Source organism: Alloactinosynnema sp. L-07, assembly GCF_900070365.1.
In the GTDB taxonomy this organism is placed as follows: Bacteria; Actinomycetota; Actinomycetes; order Mycobacteriales; family Pseudonocardiaceae; genus Actinokineospora.
The window spans coordinates 7,025,182-7,049,685 of record NZ_LN850107.1 but is presented as its reverse complement, the minus strand read 5'-3'; the positions used below and the strand labels follow the sequence as shown (position 1 = coordinate 7,049,685).

Genomic DNA, 24,504 nt, shown 5'->3' with positions numbered 1-24,504 from the left:
CACAAGGGCCTGATGATTTTCTTTCCGCGATCAGGCACTGTCGTGCTGCCCAGCACGCACAGCGAGGTGATCATGGCCAGGCACCGCAAGCCCGTGCCGCCGAAACGGCGGCGTCCGCACCGGATCTCCGGCATCGCGACCGCGGCCACGCCGCTGGCCATCCTGCTCGCCATGGTCACCAGCGACGGCACCGGCAACCCCGGCGTCGGCCCATCCGGCGCGCTGACGCCCACCGGACCGTTCCCCGCCGACAACGAGATCGCCGTCAACGGCGCGCTCCCCGGTCCTCCGCTCACGGCGCCGGTCACACCGGTCGACCCGATCGCGGCCCTGCCGGCGGGCGGCGCGGGCATCCCGGAAATGGTGCTACGGGCCTACATCCGCGCCGAGACGCTGCTCGCGGGCACGCAGCCGGACTGCCACGTGACCTGGTCGCTGCTGGCGGGCATCGGACGTATCGAATCCGGCCACGCCCGCGACGGCGCGCTGCGCGAAGACGGCACCACGGTGTCGAGAATCATTGGGCCCGCACTGAACGGCGACGGTTTCGCGTCCATTAAGGACACTGACAACGGCAGGTACGACGGGGACACCACCTGGGACCGCGCCGTCGGCCCGATGCAGTTCATCCCCGCCACCTGGACCCGCTACGGCGCCGACGCAACCGACGACGGCACCGCGGACCCCCACAACATCTACGACGCCACCGCGTCGGCGGCCCGCTACCTGTGCGCGGGCGGCGGAGACCTACGGAATCCGCAGGACGCCGCTAGCGCGGTCTTCCGCTACAACCACTCGCAGAAGTACGTCTCCGATGTCCTCACCTGGGCCGCCACCTACGCCACGGGCGTCACCGCGATCCCGGTGGACCCGGCGAAGGTCGTGCCGGACTCGCCGGGGTCCGAGGTGCTCGCCCTGCCCGCGCCGGTCGCCCACACCCCGAACGCCGTGGCCCCGAACTCAGAGCACGCAGCCCCCACCCATCCCCGGGGGACGGCCCTTGGCCAGTCTATCCGGCCCCGGTGACAGATGATCTTGGTTTGGAGGTGCCTGTGGATAACTCTGGATACGAACCGCCGCTCCCGCAGCAGCCCGCTCCGGTGCCAGCGCCCGCGCCCGCTCCGGCCCCTGCTCCTGCTCCTGCTCCTGCTCCTGCTCCGCCGAAGCCGACCCCCACACCTTCACCCTCGCCTGCCCCTTCGCCCCCCTCTCCCGCTCCCGCGCCCGCGCCCGCGCCCGCGCCCGCACCCGCACCCGCTCCCGCACCGTTGCCCGGAACCGGTTGGTACGACTGGAGTGTGTGGCTTCCCCGTCGTCCATAAAGCGCGTCTCATGTGGGGAGTTTGAAGGCGACCGGGGTGGCCGCGAGCGTCCGCGACGTACTGCAGGGCCGCGAGGTCTGCGCGAAGTCGAGCAAGCAGGTCACCGCGACCCAGCCCGCGTCGGCGGCCACCAGCGAGTGGGCGCGGTGGATCGACAGCCAGTCGACCCAGGGTGCTGTCCAGGAGTCCATGCACCCCAACCACTTCGGCCAGCGCGCGCTCGGCCGCTGCCTGACCTTGATGTACGCCAAGGCATCCGGCGACTACACCTGCCGCAACACGCCGGGCGCGGGCACGACCGGGATGTACCTGACCGCGGTTCCCTGACCGCCCGCGGCAGGCGCGTGCTCCGAGTCGCGGCGGTGCGGGACGTTGTCGAGCATGGCGAGGTAGGTGTCGAGCCGCGCCGCGCCGGCGAGGAGGTTGCGACTGCGGCTGGTCAGCCGGTCCTGCCACGAGTCGAGAAAAGCGCTCAGTGCCTCCGCCCCGCCCGCCGCGCGCAGCGACTCGATGAATCGCGCGACCTGGGACAGCTGGTAGCCGCCCCGGCGCAGCTGCCGTGCGATCTCGGCGTCGCGCACGGAGTCCGGTCCGTATTCGCGATAACCCGTTGCCCGGTCACGTTCGGGCCGCAGGATGCCCTGGGTCTCCCAGGTGCGCAGCGTCGCCGGGTGCACGCCGAGCCTGCGCGCGAGATCGCCGACGGTCAACGGTGGACCGTCGACCGGGGCGGGGGTCGTGGACAGGCTGCCGAGGGCCGACGCGGACTCGGCGCGGGTGTCGCGTTCGGCGAGCAGCGCGGCGTGCGCGGCGTCGATGAGCCGGTAGGCGGAGTCGACGTCGCCCCGGTTGATCGCGCGCATGATCTCGACCGCTTGCTGGTGCCCGTGGCCGCCCCGCAACGCGAGGAACGTGCGCAGAGCCTGCGCGTGCAGCGGCGTGTAGCGCCGGTAGCCGGTGTCGCTGCGCTCAGTCGCCGGGAGGACTCCCGCGTCGTCGTAGTTGCGGACCGCCTGTGCCGACAATCCGTGTTCCCGGGCGAGATCGATCGGTCGCACCTTCACCTCCGATTGAGACTTTACTCTGTCGTACTCAGGTAGAAGCCGCAGAAGTCTCAATGGAATCTTCAACGATAGTGTCGAAGGCAGGTCAATCTGGAAGAGGTTCCCATGTCACTGCGTGCCATCGGCCGCCCGCTCGACGACCCGACGAACTTGGGCCGCGCCATCGACGAACTGCTGGCCGAACGGCCCGACCCGCCCACCCTGCTGGCCCTGGGCGAGCCGACGCACGGGATCGCGGCGTTCCCGTTGCTGCGTAACGAACTCCTCAGCCATCTCATCGAGCGCGGGTACCGATCGATCGCGCTGGAGACCGATCTCTTCGCCGCTTCCGTTGTCGACGACTACGTGACCGGGGCGGCCATGGAGATCGACACGGTCCTCGCGACCGGGTTCAGCCACGGATTCGGCGCCGTGCCAGGCAACCGCGAGCTGGTCGAATGGCTCCGCGCCCACAACGCCGCCCGCGCGCCGCGCGACCAGGTCCGCTTCCACGGCTTCGACGCGCCAGTGGAGTACTCCGGTGCACCCAGCCCGCGACGCGCACTGTCCTGGGCAGGCGACTACCTGCCCGCGGCGCTGCGGCCCGAGTCGCTCCGCGACCTCGACGCGCTGCTCGGCGACGAAGCCGACTGGACGAACCCGGCGGCCATGCGCGACCCGGCGGCGTCCATCGGCGCCTCCGACCGCGCCCGCGCCCTGCGCGTGGCCGCCGACGACCTCGCAAGCACCCTGCGGCGCGCGGCGCCCGGCCTTCGCCCCGCCGACCCGACCGGCTACGCCCACGCCGTCGCGCACGCGCGCACCGCCCAGGGCCTGCTGCGCTATCACGCGGCCATGGCGGGCCCCGCACCCGACCGCATCGCGACCCTGCTCAGCGTGCGTGCCGAGATGATGGCCGAGAACCTGCTCGCGATCGTCGCCCAGGAACAGCGACGAGGCCCAAGCCTGGTGTTCGCCCACAACGCGCACCTGCACCGCACGGCAGGCACGACATGGGGAAGCGCGGGCGCACTCGTCGCGCTCACCCTCGGCGAGCGCTATGTGTTCCTGGCAGCCGACGCCAACCCCCACAGCGCCCCAGACACCCTCCAGGGCGCGTTGGCCGAGGCGACCACCCGCCGCTCCCTGTTCCCAACTCGCCCACTGCGCGCCGCGCTCGCCCCGACGATCGGTGCGGGCGAACCGATCGTGCCCGGCCACCTTCCGCTGAACCCGTCAGAGCTGGACGGCGCCGACGCGGTCATCTTCATCGCCGACACTGACGGACAGAGGCATCAGTACTGGTAGCGATCAGGACCCGGCGATGAACTCACCGTCAGAGCAGACCCGTGGTGTTCGCGGGCGGCGTACGGTCCGATGGTGCCGGGCGGGTCCAGCGGTCACGATGTCTGGTGTCGGTATCGCTCAGAACAGGGTCGCGGGCTCGATGGGCTCGGGTTCGGGCAGTACATCGAGGTCTGGGACGAGTGTTCGCACGTCGTCGTGGAACCGGCGGGCGAGGGCGGGCGCGTCGTCGTTGTCGGGGGTGTGCAGGAACACCGTCGGCGATCGGCCCTCGCGCAGCCAGTCGGCGACCACCGCGGTCCACGGCCGCCACCCCTCGACCGTTTCCTCGACCGAGTCCCGGCCCAGGTAGCGGATGATCGGCCGGTCGGTCAGCGCCCGCGTCCGCCGCGGCAGCCGTGGTTTTCTAGCCCACGCTTCCTGTGCGGCCTCGCTGGTCGGGGGGCTCTGGAAGAAGACTGTGGTGTCGAACGGCACCCACTCGGCGTCCGCGTCGGCGAGTGCCCGCTCCAGCAGCGACATCGAGCCGGGGTCGGTGAAGAATTCAGGGTGACGCACTTCCACGGCGCGCTCGCGGTCGACGGGAAGCCTGCGCAGGAAGCGCCCGAGGGCGTCGACGTCCGAAGGGCCGAACGAGCCTGGCAGCTGGGTCCACAGCACCGCCCGTTCGCCGAGGGGCTCGACCGCGTCCAGGAACGCCCGCATGTCGGCCTCGACACCGGCCAACCGGCGCTCGTGCGTGACGACCTTGGGCAGCTTCACCAGGAACCGGAAACCGGGACCGGTCTGCCGCGCCCACGTCGCGACGGTGTCCCGCGCGGGGGTCGCGTAGAAGGTGGTGTTCCCCTCGACCGCGTTGCACCAACCGGCGTAGGCCCGCAGACGCTCCCCCGCCGCCAGTGAGCGCGGCACGAACCGCCCCGGCCAAGCCTTATGAGTCCACATCGCGCAACCGACATGAAGAGACGCCATCCCACCAGCTCCATTGATCGCGAGTGAACACAGCCCGCCGCCGACCCATCGGGACAGCGGCAGCCAACATCACAACCGGACCCACAACTTCCGGACCACGCTGGGTCGGAAGATCACGCACCACCCGCTACGGACACCGGGCACGGCTGATTCGTGAGGGTACGCACCGTGGCGGTCTGGGGGTCTCCCCCCTACAAGGCCGGAACGGCCCGGTCTGCGCTTTCCGCGGACACAGGCCGTCCACCGTGGACCTAATGTCCATCCATCCGAACGTCCTGCCACTGCCCCTTGCCGCAAACATCCGCTCCTGCCGGTGAGCGGACGAGTCGCTGCTGGTCGACCATGCTCCCGCACCAGAGCTAACACCGGTCTCCGGTGGTGCGACTCACACTGCGGAGGTGGTTGCTCGTGATCGCACGTATCGCGGTATGGGAGCCGATGCCCGATGACGACCGGCAGTGGGTGATTGACGCGGCGAAGACCGTTCCCGGGGTCCTCGACGCCTATCACCTGCTTGACCCGGCCACTGGCAACGGTCTGTCAATAGCCTTCTTCGAGGATGAGTCGGATCCGGCGGTGGTGAAGGCCGCAATCGCGCAACGAGCCGAGGAAATCGGCTGGAACAACGTGCCGCGTCCCGCGCCGAAGTCCGAGACGATCTATCGGGTGGTCCGCAAGGGCTAACCCAGGGCCACCACCGCCGACGTCCGCATCGGCCGCTGATCGGGCCGTGCGCGGTGGCGATGGCGACAAGCCCCGGCCGCTGGGGTGCGGTCGGGGCTTGTCGCGGTTCGAACGGATTCACATTCCGATCATGAACCCGCAGGTCAGAGACCTAGTGGACCTAACGTCAATCCATACGAACCGCCAGGTTCGGGCGACCGGCGCTGAGATCATCGTCCACCCAGTCACCCACCGCGCTAGGCGTGAACGCAGCTCCACAGCCAGCTGACCTGCGGATCCATGGTCAACGCTGTTCAGATCCGTACAAACACCGTACAGTGAAAGCAGACACCGCATCAACGAGAGACGGGGGAGGTAGTGACATGTCAACCAAGGAAGCACGCCTAGACTTCAGGCTGGACCCGGAGGTCAAGGCCCGCATCGAGCGAGCCGCCAAGCTGACCCGCGAGTCCGTTAGCACGTTCATCGTACAAGCGGCCGCCACGGCAGCCGACAACATCTTGGCGCGCGCCGACGTCACTGTCATGCCAGCCGAGCAGTTTGACATGCTGCTGGCGGCACTCGACACCGCCGACTCTTCGCCCGCCTTGACACGGCTCGGTCAGCGTGACCGGAGGTACATGCGCAAGTGACCGCGTGGACATCTGCATCACTGGACGAACAGCACGATCTCCACGAGTTCGACTGCGGCGTACCCGTGCTGAACGAGTGGCTGACGGGCCACGCCTTGAACGCTTTTAAGAGTGGGACAGCTCGAACCTATGTGTGGACTGATATCGAAAGTGATCGCGTGGTGGCCTACTACGCGATCACCCCCCACACGGTTAGGCGAGACGAGGTGTCCAGCAGTCTTGCGTCTGGCCTCACCGTCATACCTGGTTACTTGCTGGCCAAGCTCGCCCTAGATCAGACCCTGCATGGTCAGGGCCTAGGCGGCGACCTGCTCCACGATGCTCTGAGCAGGCTGATCGAGGCGGCCGAAGTTGCGTCTGGCCGTCTGATCGTGGTTGATGCGATCGATGACACGGCCGCGAAGTTCTACCAGAAGTACGACTTCCAGCCCGTGAAGGACAATCCGCGCAGGCTGGTGATCAAAGTCGCAACAGTGCGAGACGCGCTCGGTTAGAGAACACCGAGGTTCTCCCTCGGACCGTGGACCACGCTGGGTCGAGACGTGCGGCACCGTGGGCCTGGGGGCACCCCCAGGAGATAACGACGGCCGACGTGGCCTGCGCTTTCCGCAGACCACGTCGGCCGAGGTTGTGGAGGTGCCGGGAATCGAACCCGGGTCCTCTGTCGCCTCATCAGGGCTTCTCCGTGCGCAGTTCGCCTTGTCTCTACTTGGCCCCAACCGGTCACGCGAACAAGCCGGTGTGACGGGCCCAGTCACTGTTTGCTTCCCAACCGGCCCCCGTGACCGAGACCGGCGGTAGTCCTCCTAGCTGATGCCGGGACCCAGGGCGGAGGCATCCCTGAACCGACAGACCCGACCCGCTACTTAGGCAGCGAGTGCGAAGTCAGCGCGAACGTTAGTTTCGGCGCTTATTGGTTTGCGAGCGACGCTTACGGTGGCCATCTCGCCTGCACCGGCACGCTTCCCCTGAATCAACGTCCAGAGTCGAAACCGTTCACCCCCTGGTTGTGGGTTGTTACCCACCTAGCTTAGCCCGTCCGTCGAGTGAGTTTGGTGGGGCTAGCCCTACCCCGCACCCGGTGGTGGTCCCCATGGCTCCACAACGCCCCTACGAGCAGGCTGGTTCCATCAGCTCAGGAGGGGGAAGACATGACAACCACGATCCACGTCGACGGGACCCGGCCGCGGCCGCCGGTGGTCGGTTCGCTGGTGTATCTGGTGATGAACCTTGCGGTGGGGATCGGCGCGTTCGTCACTTTCGCGGTGCTGTTCAGCGTGGGGGTCGGGACGGCGATCGTGTGGGTGGGGCTGCCGCTGCTGGCGCTCGCGGTGATCCTTTGCCGCGTTGGCGGGCAGGTCGAGCGGGCCAGGGTCTATGCGCTGCTCGACACCTATATCGCGGTGCCGCATGAGCCGCTGCCCGAGACCAAGCGCTGGCAGGCCAGGGTGAAGGACCCGGCGACGTGGAAGTCGCTGACTTATTTCGTGCTGCTCCTGCCGATCGGGATCGCCGAGTTCTCGATCATGGTGGCGGCCTGGTCGACATCACTCGGGCTTTTCGCGCTGCCGGTCTATTTCCGGTTCCTGCCCGAGGGCGAGTACCGGATGTGGGACTGGAACCAACCGTGGATCGTCGTGGACTCCACTTTCGAGGCGCTGCCGTTCTCGCTGCTCGGGCTGGCACTGCTGGCCGGGACGCTGGTGTTGACCAGGGGTATGGGCGCGGCGCACGCTCGGTTCGCCCGGGCGCTGCTCGGCCCATCGCCGCGGTCGGTGGACGGGGTGCGGACTGGGACACTGGTGGCAGGGGGTGTGATGTGAGCGATCGGCAGTATCCGCATCCGGCGGCGGCGGTGGCCTACCTGCTGGGCGCGTTCCCGCTGAGCCTGGTCACCTTCATCACCACCGTCACCTTCATGTGCGTCGGCGTCGGCACCGTGGTGATCTGGGTCGGCGTGGCGCTGCTCGTCGCCGCGGCCGCGTTGACCAGGGTGTTCGGCAACGCCCATCGCTTCTGGGCGCGGACGCTGACCGGGGCCGACCTGCCGCCCAGGCCGGTGCTCTCCAACCCCGACGAGCCCGTGCTGCGGCAGTGGAAGACCCTGCTCACCGACCGGCGGACCTGGCGCGACTTCACGTACCTGATGCTGGAGTTCCCGCTGTCGATCATCGGCTTCGCCCTGGGCGTGGCCAGCATCCCGCTGGTCCCGCTGGCCCTGTGGGTGGCCCCCCGCTACGCCTGGCTGCACTCGCAGCTCGCCATCGCGATGCTCGGGCCGGACCGCACCGCCGACTTGACCGCCAAGGCCGAGCGCCTCCAAGCGTCCCGGGCCCGTGGGGTCGACGCGGCGGAGGCCGAGCGGCGGCGGATCGAGCGCGACCTGCACGACGGCGCGCAGCAGCGGCTGGTCGCGGTGGCGATGGGGCTGGGCCGGGCCAAGGGCAAGCTCGACGCCGACCCCGAGCTGGCGCGGACGCTGATCGACGAGGCGCACGCCGACGCGAAGCTGGCTGTGGCCGAGCTGCGTGACCTGGCCCGCGGCATCTACCCGGCCGTCCTGGGCGATCGCGGGCTCGACGCGGCGCTGTCTTCCCTCGCCGCGAAGTGCCCAGTGCCGGTCGAGGTGACCGTCACGGTCGAGCCCCGGCCGCCCGCGGCGGTGGAGAGCACGGCGTATTTCATCGTCGGCGAGTGCCTGACCAACATCGCGAAACACGCGCAGGCCGAATACGCCTCGGTGCGGGTCTGGCGGGAAACGCGGTCGATGGGCGACGAGGTCGTCGTGGAGATCACCGACAACGGCATCGGTGGGGCAGACGTGCGCCCCGGGGGTGGGCTGTCCGGCCTGGCCGACCGCGCTGCCACGATTGACGGTGTGATGACCGTGGTGAGCCCGCTCGGCGGGCCGACAGTGATCAGGGCCGATCTGCCGTGCGTGTGGTGATCGCCGAGGACTCCGTGCTTTTGCGGGTGGGTGTGACCCGCCTGCTCGCCGATGAGGGGATCGAGACCGTGGCGGCGGTCGAGGACGGCGACAGCCTCCTCACCGCCGTCACCGAGCACCGCCCGGACCTGGCGATCGTCGATGTGCGGATGCCGCCGAGCTTCACCGACGAGGGCCTGCGCGCGGCGTTGCGGGCGCGGGCCGAGCTGCCGGGACTGCCGGTGCTGGTGCTCTCGCAGTACGTCGAGGAGCGCTACGCGGTGGAGCTGCTGGCGGGCGGCGCGGGCGGGGTCGGCTACCTGCTCAAGGAGCGGGTGGCCGACGTCGCGGAGTTCGTCGACGCGGTGCGCCGGGTCGCCGGGGGCGGCACGTGCATCGACCAGGAGGTGATCGCTCAGCTCATGGCACGAGGGCGACGCAACCCCATCGACCTGCTGACGCCGCGCGAGCGCGAGGTGCTCGGCCTGATGGCCCAGGGACTGTCCAATGTGGCCATCGCCAAGTCGCTGACCGTCTCCGACGGCGCGGTGGAGAAGCACGTCGGCAACATCTTCTCCAAGCTGGGCCTGGAACCCAGCAGCGAGGAACACCGCCGCGTCCGCGCGGTGCTGACCTTCCTCGAACGGGCCTGACTAGGGCGTGTCCTGTGGATCATGGTGGGTGGGATCCGTGATCCGCTTGGTTCCTGGGCGTGCTGCGGGGACGGTCGCGTACTGGTTGTCCGTGGCCGTTCCCGCGGTGCGGTCAGGGGCCAAGCGGGCGCGGATAGCGCCCGCCATGATCCGCAGGACATGCCCGAGTGCGCTGACCACGAACCTTCACCGGGTCTCGACCTGGCGAACGTTCGTGGTCAACGCACTCGGGCGGCGGGCCGAAGACCCGCCGCCCCAAGCACTCAGCTGACGTCGAGCGTCACGTCGTCGACCACGAACGAGGTCTGCAGGTTGCTGTCCTCGTTGCTGGCGAACCGAAGCGACACCGACTTGCCCGCGAACTGCGCCAGGTCATAGGTGACCTGGCGGTATCCGCCCTTGTCGATGTTGGAGAAGGTGCCCAGCGTCGTGCCGCCCGCGGTGACGGTCAGCTTGTCGTAGGCGACATTCTCGTACTCGGCGGTGTCGATGCGCAGCCAGAACGAGAGCTTGTAGTTCGCGCAGCCGGTCGGAACCGCGACGGTCTGGCTCACGTACTCGTTGCTGACCCGACCCCAGCCACCCAGCCAGGCGCTGTAGGTCCCGCCGTGCGAGGGCTTGCCCGCGCTCGCGTGCTGGCCGATGACGTTCACCGAGGACGACCAGCCGGTCGCGCCGGACTCGAAGCCCGGGTTGGTCAGCTTCTGCCCCGGCGTGCAGGTGCCGCCGGTGATCGTCCAGGCGAAGCCGATCTTGGCCGCCTTGCCCGCCGAGTCGGTCACGGTGACGCTGGTCTGGAACGTTCCCGCCGCCGACGGCTTTCCGGAGATCAGGCCGTCGTTGCTGATCGACAGGCCGGTGGGCAGGGCGCCCGCCGACCAGGTGTACGGCGCGCTTCCGCCGCTCACCTCGAGCTGGAGTGCGACGTCGACGCCGACCTTGCCGGTCTGGTCACCCGGGTTGGTGATGGTCGGGTCACCGCCGCCGCCGCCCTCAATCGTCCAGGTGAACTTCACCGAACCGGTGGCGCCCTTGCTGTCCTTGACCGTCACGGTGACCTCGTTGGCCCCCGCCGCGGTCGGCGTGCCGGAGATCACCACGACGTCGGAGTCGCTTGGCTGCGCCGAGACACCCGCGGGCAGCCCGGTCGCCGACCACGTGTACGGCGCGGTGCCACCGGAGACCACGAGCTTCACACCGGTCTCGATGCCGACGTCGCCGGTCTGGTCACCGGGGTTGGGCAGGGTCAGGTCACCGCCACCGCCGCCCTCGATGGTCCAGGTGAACGTGGTGGATCCGGTCGCGCCCGCGCTGTCCTGGACGGTCACGGTGACCGAGTGGGAACCGCCTGCCGTCGGGACGCCCCCGATCAGAGCCACATCGGTGGTGCCAGGCTCCAGAGCGATGCCCGCGGGCAGCCCGGTCGCCGACCACGTGTACGGCGCGGTGCCACCGGAGACCACGAGCTTCAGACCGGTGTCGGTGCCCACGGTGCCGGTCTGGTCACCGGGGTTCGGCAGGGTCAGGTCGCCGCCCGCACCCTCGATCGTCCACTTGAAGGTGGCCGTCGCCGAGGTGCCCGCGCTGTCCTTGACCGTCACCGAGACCGACGCCGCGCCCGCGGTGGTCGGAGTGCCTTCCGCGACAACGGCGTTGGCCGTGCTCGACCCGAGCGTGATGCCCGCGGGCAGCCCGGACGCGGTCCAGGTGTACGGGCCGGTGCCGCCGGTCGCGGAGAGCTTGACGCTCGTCCCCACGCCGACCGTGCCGGTCTGGTCACCGGGGCTGGGCAGCTCGACCGGGGTCGTCTGGGTGCCCGGGTCGATGTAGAGCAGCCGGTTGGGCGAGCCCGTGCCGGGGTTGGTGACCTTGCTGGGCGTCGCCGCGGCGATCAGGCCAGCCTGGACCTGCGCCGGGGTGTCGCCGGGCTTGTTGGCCAGCCAGACCGCCGCCGCGCCCGCGACGTGCGGGGCGGCCATCGAGGTGCCGCTGATCGACTTCGTCGAGGTGTCGTCGGTCATCCAGGCCGACATGATCCCCACGCCGGGGGCGAAGATGTCGGTGCAGGTTCCCCAGTTGGAGAAGGTTGCCCTGGCGTCCTTGTTGTCCGACGCGTTGACCGTGATGCCCTCGGCGACCCGGGCGGGCGAGTAGTTGCAGCCGTCCTTGTTGTCGTTGGCCGACGCCAGTGAGTACGTGATGCCCTTGGCGATCGAATTGCGGACCGCGGTGTCGAGCGTGGTGGACGCGCCGCCGCCGAGGCTCATGTTGGCGACAGCGGGCTTGACCGCGTTCGCGCTGACCCAGTCGATGCCGCTGATCACGCCCGACGTGGTGCCGGAACCCTGGCAGTTCAGCACCTTGACGCCGACGATCTTGACGCCCTTGGCGATGCCGTATTCCTTGCCGCCGACCGTGCCCGCGACGTGCGTGCCGTGGCCGTTGCAGTCGGTGTTGTTGGTGTCGACCGTGTTGGTGCCCCAGGTCGCGCGGCCCTCGAACGTGGTGTGCGAGACGCGGACCCCGGTGTCGATGACGTACGCGGTCACGTTCGACGCGCGCGTGCCGAAGCTGTACTTGTTGTCCAGCGGCAGGTTGCGCTGGTCGACTCGGTCCAGGCCCCACGAGGGCGGGTTGAGCTGGTCCTCGGTCATCTTGACCTGGGCGTCCTGCTCGACGTAGGCGACCGCGGGGTCGGCGGCGAGCTTGCGTGCCTGGGCCGGGCTCATCCGGGCGGCGAACCCGTTGACCGAGTTCTGCCACGCGGTGGTCACGGTGCCGCCGTACTTGGCGGTCAGGGTCGAGGCGGTGCGCGCGGAGGCCGATCTCGGCGCCGCGCTGTCCTTGACCACCACGATGTAGCTGTCGGTCACCGCGTCGGCGCGGTCAGCGCCGAGCACGATGCCCTCCGCAGCGGTGGCGGGTATGGCTGTGACGCCCACCGCCACCGCTGTCGCTGCGAACAAGCCGAGCAGTGCCGCCCGGCTCGCGCGTAGTTGTGCCATCGAAGGTTCTCCCTCAGTGCAGGGGTCTCCGCCGGCCACGCAGGTGGGCGACCGGCAGAGATGCAGGGGTATTCGACGTTCGCGCGAACGTGTTTCGAAGAATAGTCACGGATACGTCGAATACCGCTACAGCTACCGGTGAGAAACGACCGTTCAGGCGATTTCAATAGACCGGCGGAACCACGACCACACGCTACCTTCCCATGGCATTGCCATATTAAGTATAAGCATAGCCTCTACCCATAGCTGCAGGTAGTTCACGCGACAAGCGTTTGTGCGGCGACCGGCTCCAATGCCAGGTCCAGCGCTTCCCTGACATCGCCGACCAAATGCACGGTGAGGGCCTCGCGCACCGATTCCGGCACGTCGTCGAGATCGGGTTCATTGCGCTTGGGCAGCACGACGGTAGTGATTCCGGCTCGGTGGGCGGCCAGCAGTTTCTGCTTGACTCCACCGATCGGCAGCACCCGCCCGGTCAGCGACACCTCGCCGGTCATCGCCACGTCCGCCCGCACCGGCCTGCCCGACAGCAGCGAGGCCAGGGCCGTGGTCATGGTGACACCCGCGCTCGGCCCGTCCTTGGGCACCGCGCCCGCGGGCACGTGCACGTGCACCCCGCGCTCGGCCAGTTCGGCGACCGGCAGACCCAGTTCGGGGCCGTGGGACCGCAGGTAGGACAGCGCGATCTGCGCCGACTCCTTCATCACGTCACCCAACTGCCCGGTAAGTGTGACCCCGGCCGACCCGGTGTCCTTGTCGGCCAGCGACGCCTCCACGAACAGCACGTCACCGCCCGCCCCGGTCACCGCGAGGCCGGTCGACACCCCGGGCACCGCTGTGCGCTCGGCCGACTCCGGCGTGTGCTTCGGGCTGCCCAGGTAGCCGCGCAGGTCCGCGGCGCCGACGCTGAGGGGAAGCACGGACTCGCCCAGCGCCAGCTTGGCGGTGACCTTGCGCAGGATGCGCGCGATCGATCGCTCGAGCTGCCGCACGCCCGCCTCACGGGTGTACTCCCCCGCCAGCGACCGCAGCGCCGACTCGTCGACCGCCACTTCCTCGGCGGTCAGCCCCGCCCGCTCCAACTGCCGTGGCAACAGGTGGTCGGCGGCGATGACGACCTTCTCGTCCTCGGTGTACCCGTCGAGCCGGACCAGCTCCATCCGGTCGAGCAGCGGCGCCGGGATGGACTCGATGACGTTCGCCGTCGCCAGGAAGACCACATCGGACAGATCGAGCTCGACCTCCAGGTAGTGGTCACGGAACGTGTGGTTCTGCGCCGGGTCGAGCACCTCCAGCAGCGCGGCCGTCGGGTCGCCCCGGTAGTCCGACCCGACCTTGTCGATCTCGTCGAGCAGCACGACCGGGTTCATCGACCCGGCCTCAGTGATCGCCCGAACGATCCGTCCCGGCAGCGCGCCGACGTAGGTCCGGCGGTGCCCGCGGATCTCCGCCTCGTCCCGGACACCACCGAGCGCGACCCGCACGAACTCGCGCCCCATGGCCCGCGCCACGGACTCGCCGAGCGAGGTCTTGCCCACCCCGGGCGGCCCCGCCAGCGCGAGCACGGCCCCACTGCGCCGCCCGCCGACGATGCCGAGCCCACGCTCGTCGCGCCGCTTGCGCACGGCAAGGTACTCGATGATCCGGTCCTTCACGTCGTCGAGCCCGGCGTGGTCGGCGTCGAGGATCGCCCGCGCCCCGGGGATGTCGTAGGCGTCCTCGGTCCGGCTGTTCCACGGCAGTTCCAGGACGGTGTCGAGCCACGTCCGGATCCAGCCCACCTCAGGGGACTGCTCGGACGTCCGCTCCAACTTGTCCACTTCGGACAGGGCGGCGGCGCGCACCTTCTCCGGCAGGTCGGCCTGCTCCACCCTGGCCCGGTAGTCCTGCTCCTCGGACGCGGGCTTGCCGTCGAGTTCGGCCAGTTCCTTGCGGATGGCGGACAACTGCTGCCGAAGCAGGAACTCCCGTTGCTGCTTCTCCATCCCCTCCTTGACGTCCTTGCGAATCGTCTCGGCGACGTCGAGTTCGGCCAGGTGTTCTTTGCCCCACGCCAAGAGCTTCGCGAGCCGGGCGGCCACGTCGGTGGTCTCCAGCAGCCAGACCTTGCGCTCGTCGGTCAGGTAGGGGGCGTATCCCGCCATGTCGGCCAGGATGGAGGGGTCGTCGATCTGGTTGACCGTGTCCACGACCTGCCACGCGCCGCGCTGCTGCAGGATGGTGGTGACCAGGCCCTTGTACTCACGGGCGAGTTCCCGCGCTTCATCGGTGACGGTCTCGTCGGCGGTCTCGACGTGCACCCAGAGCGCCGCGCCGGGCCCGGTTGTGCCCGCCCCGATGCGGACGCGGCCGGTGCCCCGGACCACAGCGGCGAGGTCCCCGCCGGGCAGCCTGCCGACCTGCTCCACGACGGCCAGGGTGCCGACCGAGGCATACTTGCCGTCGAGGCGAGGGACGAGAACGACCCGAGCGGGCTCGGTACCGGCCTGTGCGGCCTCGATGGCGGCCCGCGCCTCGGCGGCGTTGTCGGAGCCGGTCAGGTGGATGGGGACGACCATGCCGGGCAGCAGGACCGTGTCGTCCAGTGGCAGCACCGGCAGCGTCAGGGCCTCGGACATTTCCGATCACACTCCCAAAGTTGAGTCTGACTAGCTCAACCTCTTTGAGCGTGCCTTTGTTTCCGCGACGCGTTCGCCCTGAGCAAACCCCTGAAACGGCATCGGAGCCGTCCGACCGTGCGGTCGTACGGCTCCGATGACTCGCCAGGTCGTTAGGCGGGCTTGCGCAGCAGGAAGAGGTATGAGCCCAGGTGCTCGCGGAAGAACGAGCGCACCAGCGGGATCACGTAGTCCATCTCGGCGACGGCCTCGGCACCGTAGAGGTCGACGATCTCGGCACGCCGGTCGCCGTAGAGCAGGCCCATCAGCTCGCCGGTGAAGGCGGTGTTCTGGGTCATGTTCTCGACCTGGATCAGCTCGAAGCCCGCCGTGGCGGCCATCTCCATGATCTTCGCGGGCGTGATCGGGGGCATGCAGTGCCAGGTCTGCAGGTACGCGGTCAGCTGCTCCTCGGTGGGCTCGCCGCGCAGGGTGAAGTCGCTCACCAGGAAGTAGCCACCGGGCTTGAGCACCCGGGCCGCCTCGTGGAACGCCTTCTGCCGGTCGGACAGGTGGGCGAACACCTCGATCGAGAGCGCGGAGTCGAACGTCTCGTCCGGGAACTCAAGGGCCATCGCGTCGCCGTACTGGAAGTCGACGCGGTCGGTGACGCCCTCGGCCTCGGCGGTCTTGACGGCCTCGGCGAGCTGGCCGCGGCTGACGTTGATGCCGGTGGCCCGCACGCCGCTCGCCTTGACGAACTCGATCGCGGGCAGGCCCGCGCCGCAGCCGATGTCCAGCAGGTGCTCGCCCGCGTTCATCGCCAGGGTCTTGATGTGGTGCTCGGTCTGCTTGTCCTGCGTCCGGTTGGACAGGTCGAGCAGCGTGCGGGCGGGCTTGCGCTCACCGATCGGCGACCACGCCCCGATGTGCAGGCTGAACTCCGCGGCGATCAGCTTGTGGAGCCCCAAGTACTCGTCGTAGCCGACGCCGACTTCCTCGGGGGTCGGCGCGGTGAACTCGCCGACAGTTTCCTCGTTCACTGTTGCTGTCATTGCCCTGCAACCCCTTCCAGCGCGAATCCCTCTATTCGCGCCTCAGGCTAATGCTCGGCAGGGTGCGCGAACCGGTCCGCACTTTGGTGTCCAAGTGCGGACTCTCGCAGGTCGGAGGCCTGACGCGGCGGCTAGTGGCGGCCCTTCAGCGCGCGCCCCAGCTCCTTGGTCATCTCCCGGTTCGCGTCCCGTTTGGCGAGATCCTGGCGCTTGTCGTAGGACTTCTTGCCCTTCGCCAGCGCCAGTTCGACCTTGACCTTGCCGTCCTTGAAGTACATCGACAGCGGCACCAGGCTCAGGCCGCTCTCCTTGATCTTGCCGATGAGCCGCAGGATCTCGCCCTTGTGCAGCAGCAGTTTCCGGGTCCTGCGGGGTTCGTGGTTCGTCCACGTTCCCTGCGTGTACTCGGGAATGTGCAGGTTGCGCAGCCAGACCTCACCGTCGTCGACCGTGGCGAACGCGTCCACCAGCGACGCGCGGCCCTCACGGAGGCTCTTGACCTCGGTGCCGAGCAGGACCATGCCCGCCTCGTAGGTGTCCACGATCGCGTAGTCGTGCCGTGCCTTGCGGTTGGACACGATCACCTTGTGGCCGCGTTCCTTCGCCATTACGTCCGCACGTACAGGCGCAGGGTGACGTAGCCGGTGATGGCCGAGATCACGATGGCGATCAGCATCAGGATCGGGGACACGAACGCGATGTCGGCCGCGCCGATCGAGCTGACGACCCCGGCCTCGATCGGGTCGCGCAGGACGTCGTCGGCGAAGGAGACCTTGCCGACGATCAGCAGTCCGATCGCGACGACGGCGCCGACCAGGCCGGTGACCACCGCCTCCAGGAGGAACGGGAGCTGGGTGTACCACCGGGTCGCGCCGACCAGGCGCATGATGCCGACCTCGGTCTTGCGGGTGAAGGCCGACAGCTGCACGGTGTTGGAGATCAGCAGCAGGGCCGCGACCGCCATGATGCCCGCCACGAAGAACACACCGGTCCGCACGCCGTTGAGCGCGCTGAAGAAGCGTTCGAGGAACTCGTTCTGGTCGGCGATGGTGTCGATGCCCGCGCGGCCGCCGTAGGCCTGGGTGATCACCTCGGGGCGGTCGGGGTCCTTGAGCTTGACCCGGAACGACGCGGGCAGGGCCTCCGGCCGGGCCAGCTTCACCAGCTCCGGCTGCGCCTCGAAGATGCGCTTGAAGCGCTCGAAGGCCTCCTCGCGGTTCTCGAACTGCACCGACTCGACCGCGGGGTCGTTCTCCAGTGCCGTCCGCAGGCCCTTGCACGGGTCGGCCGCGCAGGCCTTGTCGGTCGCGGACACGTCGTTGGTCAGGTAGACGCTGACCTCGACCTTGTCCTGGTAGAGCTCCTGGGTGTTATCGATCATCCGCACGATCAGCAGGCCGCCGCCGAGCAGGAACAGCGAGATGGCGGTCGTGATGATCATGGCGATGGTCATCGTGATATTCCGGCGAAGACCGGTGAGGACCTCGCTGAACACGAAGCTGGCACGCATCGGGGGTGGTGTTCCTCGTCGTTGGGGGCAGGTGGCTCGGGATCAGCGGCCGACGCCGTAGACGCCGCGGGCGTCGTCGCGCAGGACGCGGCCGAGGTCGAGTTCGACGACGCGGCGGCGCATCGAGTCCACGATGGAGTGGTCGTGCGTGGCCATGAGGACCGTGGTGCCGGTGCGGTTGATGCGCTCCAGCAGAAGCATGATGTCCTGGCTCGTGTCCGGGTCCAGGTTTCCGGTCGGCTCGTCGGCCAGCAGCATCAACGGCCGGTTGACGAACGCCCGCGCGATCGCGACCCGCTGCTGCTCACCGCCGGACAGCTCCGAGGGCATGCGCTCGGCCTTGCCCTCCAGGCCGACCAGCTCCAATACCTCGGGCACGACCTTCTTGATGGTGTGCCGCGGCTTGCCGATGACCTCCAGCGCGAACGCGACGTTCTCCGCGACGGTCTTGTTCTGCAGCAGCCGGAAGTCCTGGAAGACACAGCCGATGGACTGCCGCAGCCGCGGCACCCGGCGCCGCGCCATCCGCGCGACGTCGAAGTTGGCGACGTAGACCCGGCCCTTGCTGGGCACCTCCTCGCGCAGCAACAGGCGCAGGAACGTCGACTTCCCCGACCCCGAGGGACCGATGAGGAAGACGAACTCGCCCTTGTCGATCTCGACCGACACGTTCTCCAGGGCGGGGCGCGTGGAGGTCTTGTAGACCTTGGAAACCTGTTCGAGGCGGATCACGGTGGGCGAGTCTACCCGCGCTTGTTATGCACCCGTTGTTTCGGCTCGCGTTAATGTTTTCCCAGGTGACCGTGCGTGCGCGAGCAGTTACTACTGGGTACGGCGCCAGCGGATCCCGGCCTCCAGGAAGCCGTCGATGTCGCCGTCGAGCACCCCGGACGGGTTGCCGACCTCGAACTCCGTGCGCAGGTCCTTGACCATCTGGTACGGGTGCAGCACATAGGACCGCATCTGGTTGCCCCACGACCCGCTGGAGGAGTCCTTGAGGGCGTCCATCTTGGCCTGGTCCTCCTGCCTGCGGCGTTCGAGCAGCTTGGCCTGCAGGACGACCATCGCCGAGGCCTTGTTCTGCAGCTGCGAGCGCTCGTTCTGGCAGGACACCACGATGCCGGTGGGGATGTGGGTCAGCCGGACCGCCGAGTCGGTGGTGTTGACGCCCTGTCCACCCGGACCGGACGCGCGGTACACGTCGACGCGCAGGTCCTTCTCCTCGATGTCGACGTGGTCGGTCGTCTCCACCTGGGGCACGACCTCGACCGCGGCGAACGAGGTCTGCCTGCGGCCCTGGTTGTCGAACGGCGAGATGCGCACCAGCCGGTGCGTGCCCTGCTCGACCGACAGCGTGCCGTAGGCGTAGGGCGCGGTGACCTTGAACGTCGTGGACTTGATGCCCGCCTCTTCGGCGTAGGACGTGTCGTAGACGTCGGTCGGGTAGCCGTGGCGCTCGGCCCAGCGCAGGTACATGCGCATCAGCATCTCGGCGAAGTCGGCGGCGTCGACGCCGCCTGCCTCGGACCGGATGGTGATGAGCGCGTCACGCTCGTCGTACTCACCGGACAGCAGCGTCCGGACCTCAAGGGACGAGATGTCCCCGCGCAGGCGGTCCCGCTCGGCGTCGGCCTCCGCGGTCGCGTCGGCGTCGCCGCCATCCTCTTCGGCCAGCTCGTACATGACGGGCAGGTCGTCGAGGCGGGAGCGCAGCTCCTCCACCTTGCGCAGTTCGGACTGCCGGTGGGAGAGCTGGCTGGTGACCTTCTGGGCGGACTCCGGGTCGTCCCAGAGGTCCGGTCGCGCGGCCTGTTCTTCCAGCTCAGCGATCTGCGCGCGCAGGCCGTCGAGGTCCATCACCGCCTCGACGCTGGTGAGCGTGGCGGAGAGGTCCTTCAGGTCAGCGGCGACGTCCAGGTTCACGTCGAAAGAGATTACGCGGACGCGAACGCCGCCGCTGCGCCGGTCAGGCCTTCGGGATCGAGTCCAGCAGCTTCAGCACAGCCTTGGCCCGCGCCACGCCGAACTCGGCGATCGCCTTCTCATACGGGTCCTCGGCCGTCTTGACGACCAGCTTGAGCGACTCGTGCTCGCCGTTGTAGACGACCTTGGCCGAGTCGATCAGCGCGACCCGTTGCTTGGCGGTGAGCGTGCTGGCGTGCACCAGGCGCAGGATCAGCGGACTGCGCAGGTGATCGGGACCGGGCTCACCACCCAGCCACCCCTTGAACGCCTTCTTGCCCGCGGCGGTGATCACGTACTGCTGGCTCGAGCGCGGCCCTTGCTTGCCAAGGCGGACAAGACCGCCGTCGGCGAGCGCTGGCAGCTCCCGATAGACCTGGCTGCGCGTGACACTGAAAAACGAGCCGAAGCGTTCGCGGGCGGCGGACACGAGCTGGCCACCGGTCTGCGGACCTTCGTGCAGCAGACCCAAGAGGGCAGCGGCGGTTGCATTCAATTCAGACACCCCACCACGGTCCCACGCCGACGGCCCGCTGTCCACAGTGGCCTGGTGGGTGAGTCCACAATGGCTGATCATTAAACTAAATCGCTGTCCACCATCGGACGCGACCGAACAGCCCAAGTCAGCGGCCCCGTCCGGCCCAAGCGGCGACAGTCTCAACAGGACTGACTCGATCCGCTCACCCAAATGAGTGGCAACGTTGTTAACGCGAATACCCATTCGGCGCAGCATCAGAACACAGCTGTAATCGGGGTTGTGCGACTAACTCGTCGCAAATGTGCCACAGATCACGTTTTGATGTCCTCAATACTGGGAAATTCGCCGCGTTCCGTTATCGAATTCCCTACGTAGGTAGGTATCGCGGGCGGGCGCGCTACCGGGATCATGCTGCGCGGTCCATTGTGGAGGATAAGCGAAGGGCCGGTCCCGTGGGACCGGCCCTTGCGTTGTAGCGGGGACAGGATTTGAACCTGCGACCTCTGGGTTATGAGCCCAGCGAGCTACCGAGCTGCTCCACCCCGCGTCGTTGTAATTGGAACTCTACACACCCTCTGGGACTGGGTTTCACTGGGGGTCCTCTGGGGTCTGCGGGGGCCTCAGGCTGCTTCGATGGGAGTGGGGTCGTTCGGGCTTCGACGGCTGGGTCGGCTCCCTCGTCAATCAGCGTCTTGTCCGGAAACAGCGCTGTCAAGGGCACCTGCGGCGTCGCTGCGCGATCAGCGAGCTGACCCTTGACAGCGCTGTTTCCGGACAAGGGATTGCCAGGACGAGGGTGCAGGGGGAAGTGCAGGGACCTTCGGTCCCCACAAGAACAAGGACCTCGCACGTGTCTCCTTGCAGGACTGGCGCCGACCCCCGACAGCACCAGACACGAGCCGCCAGCGACCAGCCACGAAACGCGAAGCACGACGGCGCGAAAGCGGCGAGGTTCTCGACTACGGATGCCGGGCACGGCTGGATCGTGAGAGTACGCACCGTGGGCGACTCGGCTATTGGTTACACACCCCGCCCACCACCAGCTACGGACAACGGGCACGGCTGGTTCGCGAGAGTACGCACCGTGGGGGTGTGGGGGGTCGCCCCCCACAAGCAACGCGAAAGAGGCCCTGCGAGCAAGCGAAGCTTGCGAGCAGGGCCTCTCGACTCTGTAGCGGGGACAGGATTTGAACCTGCGACCTCTGGGTTATGAGCCCAGCGAGCTACCGAGCTGCTCCACCCCGCGTCGGTAATTGGAACTCTACGCGGGGGCTACGAGCAGGTGCAAATCGGGTGGCTCTTAGGTGACTGGGCTCACCCGCCGCCGGTGGGCGGTGGGGTCGGGGACGGGGATGCGCCCGGGGTGGACGGGTTGCTGGTGGGTTGGCCTGCCTTGGCTTTCGCCTCGTCGTACTTCTTCGCGGCGGCGTCGAGTTCGGCGAGGGCCTTGCCCTGTTCGGTGAAGTCGCCGGACCGCTGGGCTTCGCGGAGGTGGGTGATGGCGGCGTTGAGGGCTTGGACCGCCTGGTCCATCTCCGGGGTGTTCGAGCCGCCGCCCGTCGTGGGCGCGGGTGCCGACGTAGTGGGCGCTGAGGTCGACGTGGGCGGGTTGGTGCCGTTCTCCCCTGGCTTGGTCGCCGTGTCGCCGGTGCCGGCGCCGAAGACCTCGTTGAGGGCCTCGTCGATGGTGGGGGCGAAGCCGACCTTGTTGCCGAAGGAGACCAGCACGCGGGCCAGCTGTGGGAAGGCGTTGGCGTCCTTGCGCTGGATGTAGATCGGTTCGACGAACAGCAGTCCGTCCGCTACGGGCAGTGTCAGCAGGTTGCCGAATCTGACGTTGACGGTCGGGTTCTGGATGAGTGTCCGGTTCTCGGCGACTTCCGGTGTTGTCAGGAACCGGTTCTGCACCTGGCCGGGGCCGTCGATCTGCACGCTGCCGGTTGTGGGCAACCGCAGGACTCTGATCTTCCCGTAGTCCTGCGGGTCGGACGAGACCGAAACCCACGACGCCAGGAACGCGCGGTTGAGCAGCGTAAGCGCGCTGGTGATCTGGAATGTCGCCTTGGTCTGTCCGGGTGCCTGCGCCAGCACGTAGTACGGCGGCTGGTTGGCGCCGTTGCCGGTGGTGTTGGAGCCGCCGTCCTCGGTGGGGTCGGCAGGCACGTTCCAGAATGTCTTCTGCGAGAAGAACTCGCCCGCGTCGGACACGTGGTACTTCGACAGCAGCTCACGCTGGACCTTGAACAGGTCCTCCGGGTAGCGGAAGTGTTCGCTGAGGCCCGAGGGGATCTCCGACTTGGCCTTCACCGTGCCGGGGAACACCTTCTGCCACGCCTTGAGTACCGGGTCCTGCTCGTCGATCGCGTACAGCGACACCGATCCGTCGTAGGCGTCCACTGTGGCCTTCACGGAGTTGCGGATGTAGCTGATCGTGCGGTTCTCCTGCCGCACGACGCCGCCGAGGGAGTCGGTGGTGGCCTCGCCGAGCGGGGTGCGCTGGGCGTAGGGGTAGTTCTCCAGGGTGGTGTAGCCGTCGACGATCCAGAGGATCTTGCCGTTGACCACGGCCGGGTACGGGTCGCCGTCGAGGGTCAGCCACGGCGCTACCTTGCTGACCCGGTCGCGCGGGTTGCGGTTGTACATGATCTTCGAGCCCTCGCCGATCTGCGACGAGAACAGGATGTTGCGCTCGGCGTGGTGCAGCGTGAAGAGGAGCTTGTTGAACACGTTGTCGATCGCCACGCCGCCGGTGCCCTGGTAGGACACGGTGCTGGCGGGGGTGTCGTACTCCATCGGCTTGTCGCCGTTCTTGCCGCCGACGATCGCGTAGTCGGTGGCCAGCTCGCCGTAGTAGATGCGCGGCTGGTCGACCTTGATCGGCCCCTGGGTGGCCAGGTCGCTGACCTTGAAGATCGGGAAGCCACCCTGGTCGCTTGAGTCCTGCAGCGCCGAGTTGACCGTGTTCGCGGGCGCGGCGACGAAGCCGTTGCCGTGGGTGAACACCATGTGCCGGTTGATCCAGCCGCCCTGGGTCTCGGTGAGCCCGGTCGTCTTGATCTCGCGCGCGGCGACGATGTAGTCCTGGGTCTTGCCGTCGATGGTGTAGCGGTCGATGTCGAGCTTCTCCGGGAAGCCGTAGAAGTTCTCGCGGCCCTCCCGCTGGGTGAACGTCGGCGCCAGGATGTTCGGGTCGAGGAGCCGGACGTTGGACAGCGTGTTGGTGCTGCTCTGGTCGGCGCGGATGGCGGCGCCGGTGGCGTCGGTGCGGCCGGGATAGTCCTGGATGGTGACCTTGTCGGTACTCACCCCGAACGCGGCGCGGGTGGCGTCGATGTTGCGCTGGATGGACAGCGCTTCCTTGGCGTTCTCGTTCGGGCGGACCGAGAACTGCTGGATGATCGCGGGCCAGCCGACGCCGACGAGCAGGCCGGACAGGATCAGCAGCGCGGTGGCGATGGCGGGCAGCTGCAGGTTGCGCAGGAACGCGCCCGCGAAAAAGGCGACCGCGCAGAACGCCGCGATGAACATCAGGATGAGCTTGGCGGGCAGCACCGCGTTGAGGTCGGTGTAGGTGGCGCCGCTGAACAGCGCGTTGCGCGTCGAGAACAGCAGCTCGTAGCGCTCGAAGAAGTAGTCGACGGCGTAGATCAGCACGAAGACGCCCGCGATGATCGACAGCTGCATGCGCGCGGGCGCGGCCAGCTGGCCGCCCTTCCCGGCCAGCCGGATGCCGCCGAAGATGTAGTGGATGATCAGCGCGCCGAAGAAGGCGAGGGCGACCGCGACGAACAGCCAGCTGATGAGCCAGGTGATGAACGGCAGCTGGAAGGCGTAGAACCCGAGGTCGATGTTGAACTGCGGGTCGGTGATGCCGAAGTCGGTGCCGTTGAACATCAACTGGACGATCTGCCAGTCGTTCTGCGCCGCCGAACCCGCGATCAGGCCGACGAGCACCGGGACGCCGATGCCGAACAGCCGCACCCGCTGCACGATGGTCGACCGGTAGCGGGCCAGCGGGTCGTCGGCACTGGACACGGGAACGAACACCGGCCGCGACCGGTAGGCGATCCAGAGGCTCAACGCCAGCAGGCCGCCCACCAGGGCGCCGACCCCGAAGAACAGGCTGATTCTGGTCCACAGGACAGTACTGAACACCGACCGGAAGCCGACCTCACCGAACCACAGCCAGTTCACATAGGTGCTGAGCAGCCGCGACCCGACGAGCATCAGCCCAAGGAAGATCGCGGCGAGAATGAGCAGGAACCGGCTTCGGCGAGACAGCTTCGGCAGGCCGATCGGGGGCCGAGTGGCCACTGGGCACGCTCCAGAGTCGCTTGCTGAGAACTTGCGGACGGACGAC

21 protein-coding genes, 2 tRNA genes and 1 other RNA gene are annotated in these 24,504 nt (G+C 68.2%); 9 read left to right on the top strand and 15 right to left on the bottom strand.

The features are described 5' to 3' along the window. Positions 1 to 12: 12 nt before the first annotated feature. Complete coding sequence (locus BN1701_RS32320; protein WP_157368339.1) at positions 13 to 1,026, top strand: lytic transglycosylase domain-containing protein; 1,014 nt, start codon at positions 13 to 15, stop codon at positions 1,024 to 1,026. A gap of 332 nt (positions 1,027 to 1,358) precedes the next feature. Continuing rightward, on the top strand, positions 1,359 to 1,649 hold the full coding sequence (locus BN1701_RS34945; RefSeq protein WP_197672162.1) for a hypothetical protein: 291 nt from the start codon (positions 1,359 to 1,361) through the stop codon (positions 1,647 to 1,649). Here BN1701_RS34945 and BN1701_RS32310 read toward each other — a convergent pair. Continuing rightward, entirely contained in the window at positions 1,586 to 2,380 is a 795-nt protein-coding gene (locus BN1701_RS32310; RefSeq protein WP_082860474.1) for a MerR family transcriptional regulator, read from the bottom strand. The two genes, BN1701_RS34945 and BN1701_RS32310, sit on opposite strands and share 64 nt — an antisense overlap. A gap of 111 nt (positions 2,381 to 2,491) precedes the next feature. On the opposite strand from BN1701_RS32310, the gene BN1701_RS32305 reads away from it, so the two are divergent. Then, positions 2,492 to 3,673: an erythromycin esterase family protein gene (locus tag BN1701_RS32305; RefSeq protein ID WP_054055125.1), complete on the top strand. Its 1,182-nt coding sequence runs from the start codon at positions 2,492 to 2,494 to the stop codon at positions 3,671 to 3,673. Positions 3,674 to 3,790: 117 nt separating this feature from the next. On the opposite strand, the gene BN1701_RS32300 is transcribed toward BN1701_RS32305, so the two are convergent. Then, positions 3,791 to 4,615 (bottom strand): DUF72 domain-containing protein, encoded by an 825-nt coding sequence (locus BN1701_RS32300; RefSeq protein WP_054055123.1) that lies wholly within the window; start codon positions 4,613 to 4,615, stop codon positions 3,791 to 3,793. A 435-nt stretch (positions 4,616 to 5,050) separates the two neighbouring features. Between BN1701_RS32300 and BN1701_RS32295 the strand changes: the two genes are divergently transcribed. The 3 genes from BN1701_RS32295 (at position 5,051) to BN1701_RS32285 (ending at position 6,452) form a co-directional block, all read left to right on the top strand. Then, positions 5,051 to 5,326, top strand: coding sequence for a hypothetical protein (locus BN1701_RS32295; protein ID WP_054055121.1), 276 nt, complete (start codon positions 5,051 to 5,053; stop codon positions 5,324 to 5,326). A 362-nt stretch (positions 5,327 to 5,688) separates the two neighbouring features. Beyond that, positions 5,689 to 5,958, top strand: a complete 270-nt coding sequence (locus BN1701_RS32290; RefSeq protein WP_054055119.1) for a DUF1778 domain-containing protein — start codon at positions 5,689 to 5,691, stop codon at positions 5,956 to 5,958. Next, positions 5,955 to 6,452 (top strand): GNAT family N-acetyltransferase, encoded by a 498-nt coding sequence (locus BN1701_RS32285; protein ID WP_054055117.1) that lies wholly within the window; start codon positions 5,955 to 5,957, stop codon positions 6,450 to 6,452. The genes BN1701_RS32290 and BN1701_RS32285 overlap by 4 nt, the downstream gene beginning before the upstream one ends. A 134-nt stretch (positions 6,453 to 6,586) precedes the next feature. Here BN1701_RS32285 and ssrA read toward each other — a convergent pair. Then, positions 6,587 to 6,962: a transfer-messenger RNA gene (ssrA, locus tag BN1701_RS32280) on the bottom strand. 147 nt (positions 6,963 to 7,109) lie between these two features. On the opposite strand from ssrA, the gene BN1701_RS32275 reads away from it, so the two are divergent. From BN1701_RS32275 to BN1701_RS32265, 3 genes are read left to right on the top strand one after another with little or no spacing between them, the layout of a single operon-like run. Further along, positions 7,110 to 7,781: a sensor domain-containing protein gene (locus BN1701_RS32275; RefSeq protein WP_054055116.1), complete on the top strand. Its 672-nt coding sequence runs from the start codon at positions 7,110 to 7,112 to the stop codon at positions 7,779 to 7,781. Further along, positions 7,778 to 8,905 (top strand): sensor histidine kinase, encoded by a 1,128-nt coding sequence (locus BN1701_RS32270; protein ID WP_054055114.1) that lies wholly within the window; start codon positions 7,778 to 7,780, stop codon positions 8,903 to 8,905. The genes BN1701_RS32275 and BN1701_RS32270 overlap by 4 nt, the downstream gene beginning before the upstream one ends. Continuing rightward, positions 8,893 to 9,537: a response regulator transcription factor gene (locus BN1701_RS32265; RefSeq protein ID WP_054055111.1), complete on the top strand. Its 645-nt coding sequence runs from the start codon at positions 8,893 to 8,895 to the stop codon at positions 9,535 to 9,537. Before BN1701_RS32270 ends, BN1701_RS32265 begins: the two co-directional genes overlap by 13 nt. On the opposite strand, the gene BN1701_RS36205 is transcribed toward BN1701_RS32265, so the two are convergent. From BN1701_RS36205 to BN1701_RS32210, 12 genes are all read right to left on the bottom strand, one after another. Beyond that, positions 9,538 to 9,717, bottom strand: coding sequence for a hypothetical protein (locus tag BN1701_RS36205; RefSeq protein ID WP_157368337.1), 180 nt, complete (start codon positions 9,715 to 9,717; stop codon positions 9,538 to 9,540). Positions 9,718 to 9,800: 83 nt separating this feature from the next. Further along, positions 9,801 to 12,542, bottom strand: coding sequence for a S8 family peptidase (locus BN1701_RS37710; RefSeq protein WP_067520979.1), 2,742 nt, complete (start codon positions 12,540 to 12,542; stop codon positions 9,801 to 9,803). A 257-nt stretch (positions 12,543 to 12,799) separates the two neighbouring features. Beyond that, entirely contained in the window at positions 12,800 to 15,160 is a 2,361-nt protein-coding gene (gene lon / locus BN1701_RS32255; RefSeq protein WP_054055109.1) for an endopeptidase La, read from the bottom strand. A gap of 152 nt (positions 15,161 to 15,312) precedes the next feature. Beyond that, complete coding sequence (locus BN1701_RS32250) at positions 15,313 to 16,194, bottom strand: methyltransferase domain-containing protein (protein WP_054055107.1); 882 nt, start codon at positions 16,192 to 16,194, stop codon at positions 15,313 to 15,315. A gap of 131 nt (positions 16,195 to 16,325) precedes the next feature. Then, positions 16,326 to 16,802 carry an SsrA-binding protein SmpB gene (gene smpB / locus BN1701_RS32245; RefSeq protein WP_054055105.1) on the bottom strand — a complete coding sequence of 159 codons (477 nt, stop codon included), beginning with the start codon at positions 16,800 to 16,802 and terminating at the stop codon, positions 16,326 to 16,328. Continuing rightward, positions 16,802 to 17,704 (bottom strand): permease-like cell division protein FtsX, encoded by a 903-nt coding sequence (gene ftsX, locus BN1701_RS32240; protein WP_054055103.1) that lies wholly within the window; start codon positions 17,702 to 17,704, stop codon positions 16,802 to 16,804. Before ftsX ends, smpB begins: the two co-directional genes overlap by 1 nt. 42 nt (positions 17,705 to 17,746) lie before the next feature. After that, positions 17,747 to 18,436: a cell division ATP-binding protein FtsE gene (gene ftsE, locus BN1701_RS32235; RefSeq protein ID WP_054055101.1), complete on the bottom strand. Its 690-nt coding sequence runs from the start codon at positions 18,434 to 18,436 to the stop codon at positions 17,747 to 17,749. 90 nt (positions 18,437 to 18,526) lie between these two features. Beyond that, a complete protein-coding gene (prfB, locus tag BN1701_RS32230; protein ID WP_054055099.1) occupies positions 18,527 to 19,627 on the bottom strand; it encodes a peptide chain release factor 2 in 1,101 nt (366 codons plus the stop codon). 43 nt (positions 19,628 to 19,670) lie between these two features. After that, the gene (locus BN1701_RS32225; RefSeq protein ID WP_054055097.1) at positions 19,671 to 20,171 is read right to left on the bottom strand and encodes a PadR family transcriptional regulator; all 501 of its coding nucleotides are present in this window, start codon (positions 20,169 to 20,171) and stop codon (positions 19,671 to 19,673) included. A 446-nt stretch (positions 20,172 to 20,617) separates the two neighbouring features. Next, positions 20,618 to 20,691, bottom strand: a tRNA-Met gene (locus tag BN1701_RS32220). 625 nt (positions 20,692 to 21,316) lie between these two features. After that, positions 21,317 to 21,390, bottom strand: a tRNA-Met gene (locus BN1701_RS32215). A gap of 68 nt (positions 21,391 to 21,458) precedes the next feature. Then, on the bottom strand, positions 21,459 to 24,458 hold the full coding sequence (locus BN1701_RS32210) for a UPF0182 family protein (RefSeq protein WP_054055095.1): 3,000 nt from the start codon (positions 24,456 to 24,458) through the stop codon (positions 21,459 to 21,461). Positions 24,459 to 24,504: the final 46 nt, after the last annotated feature.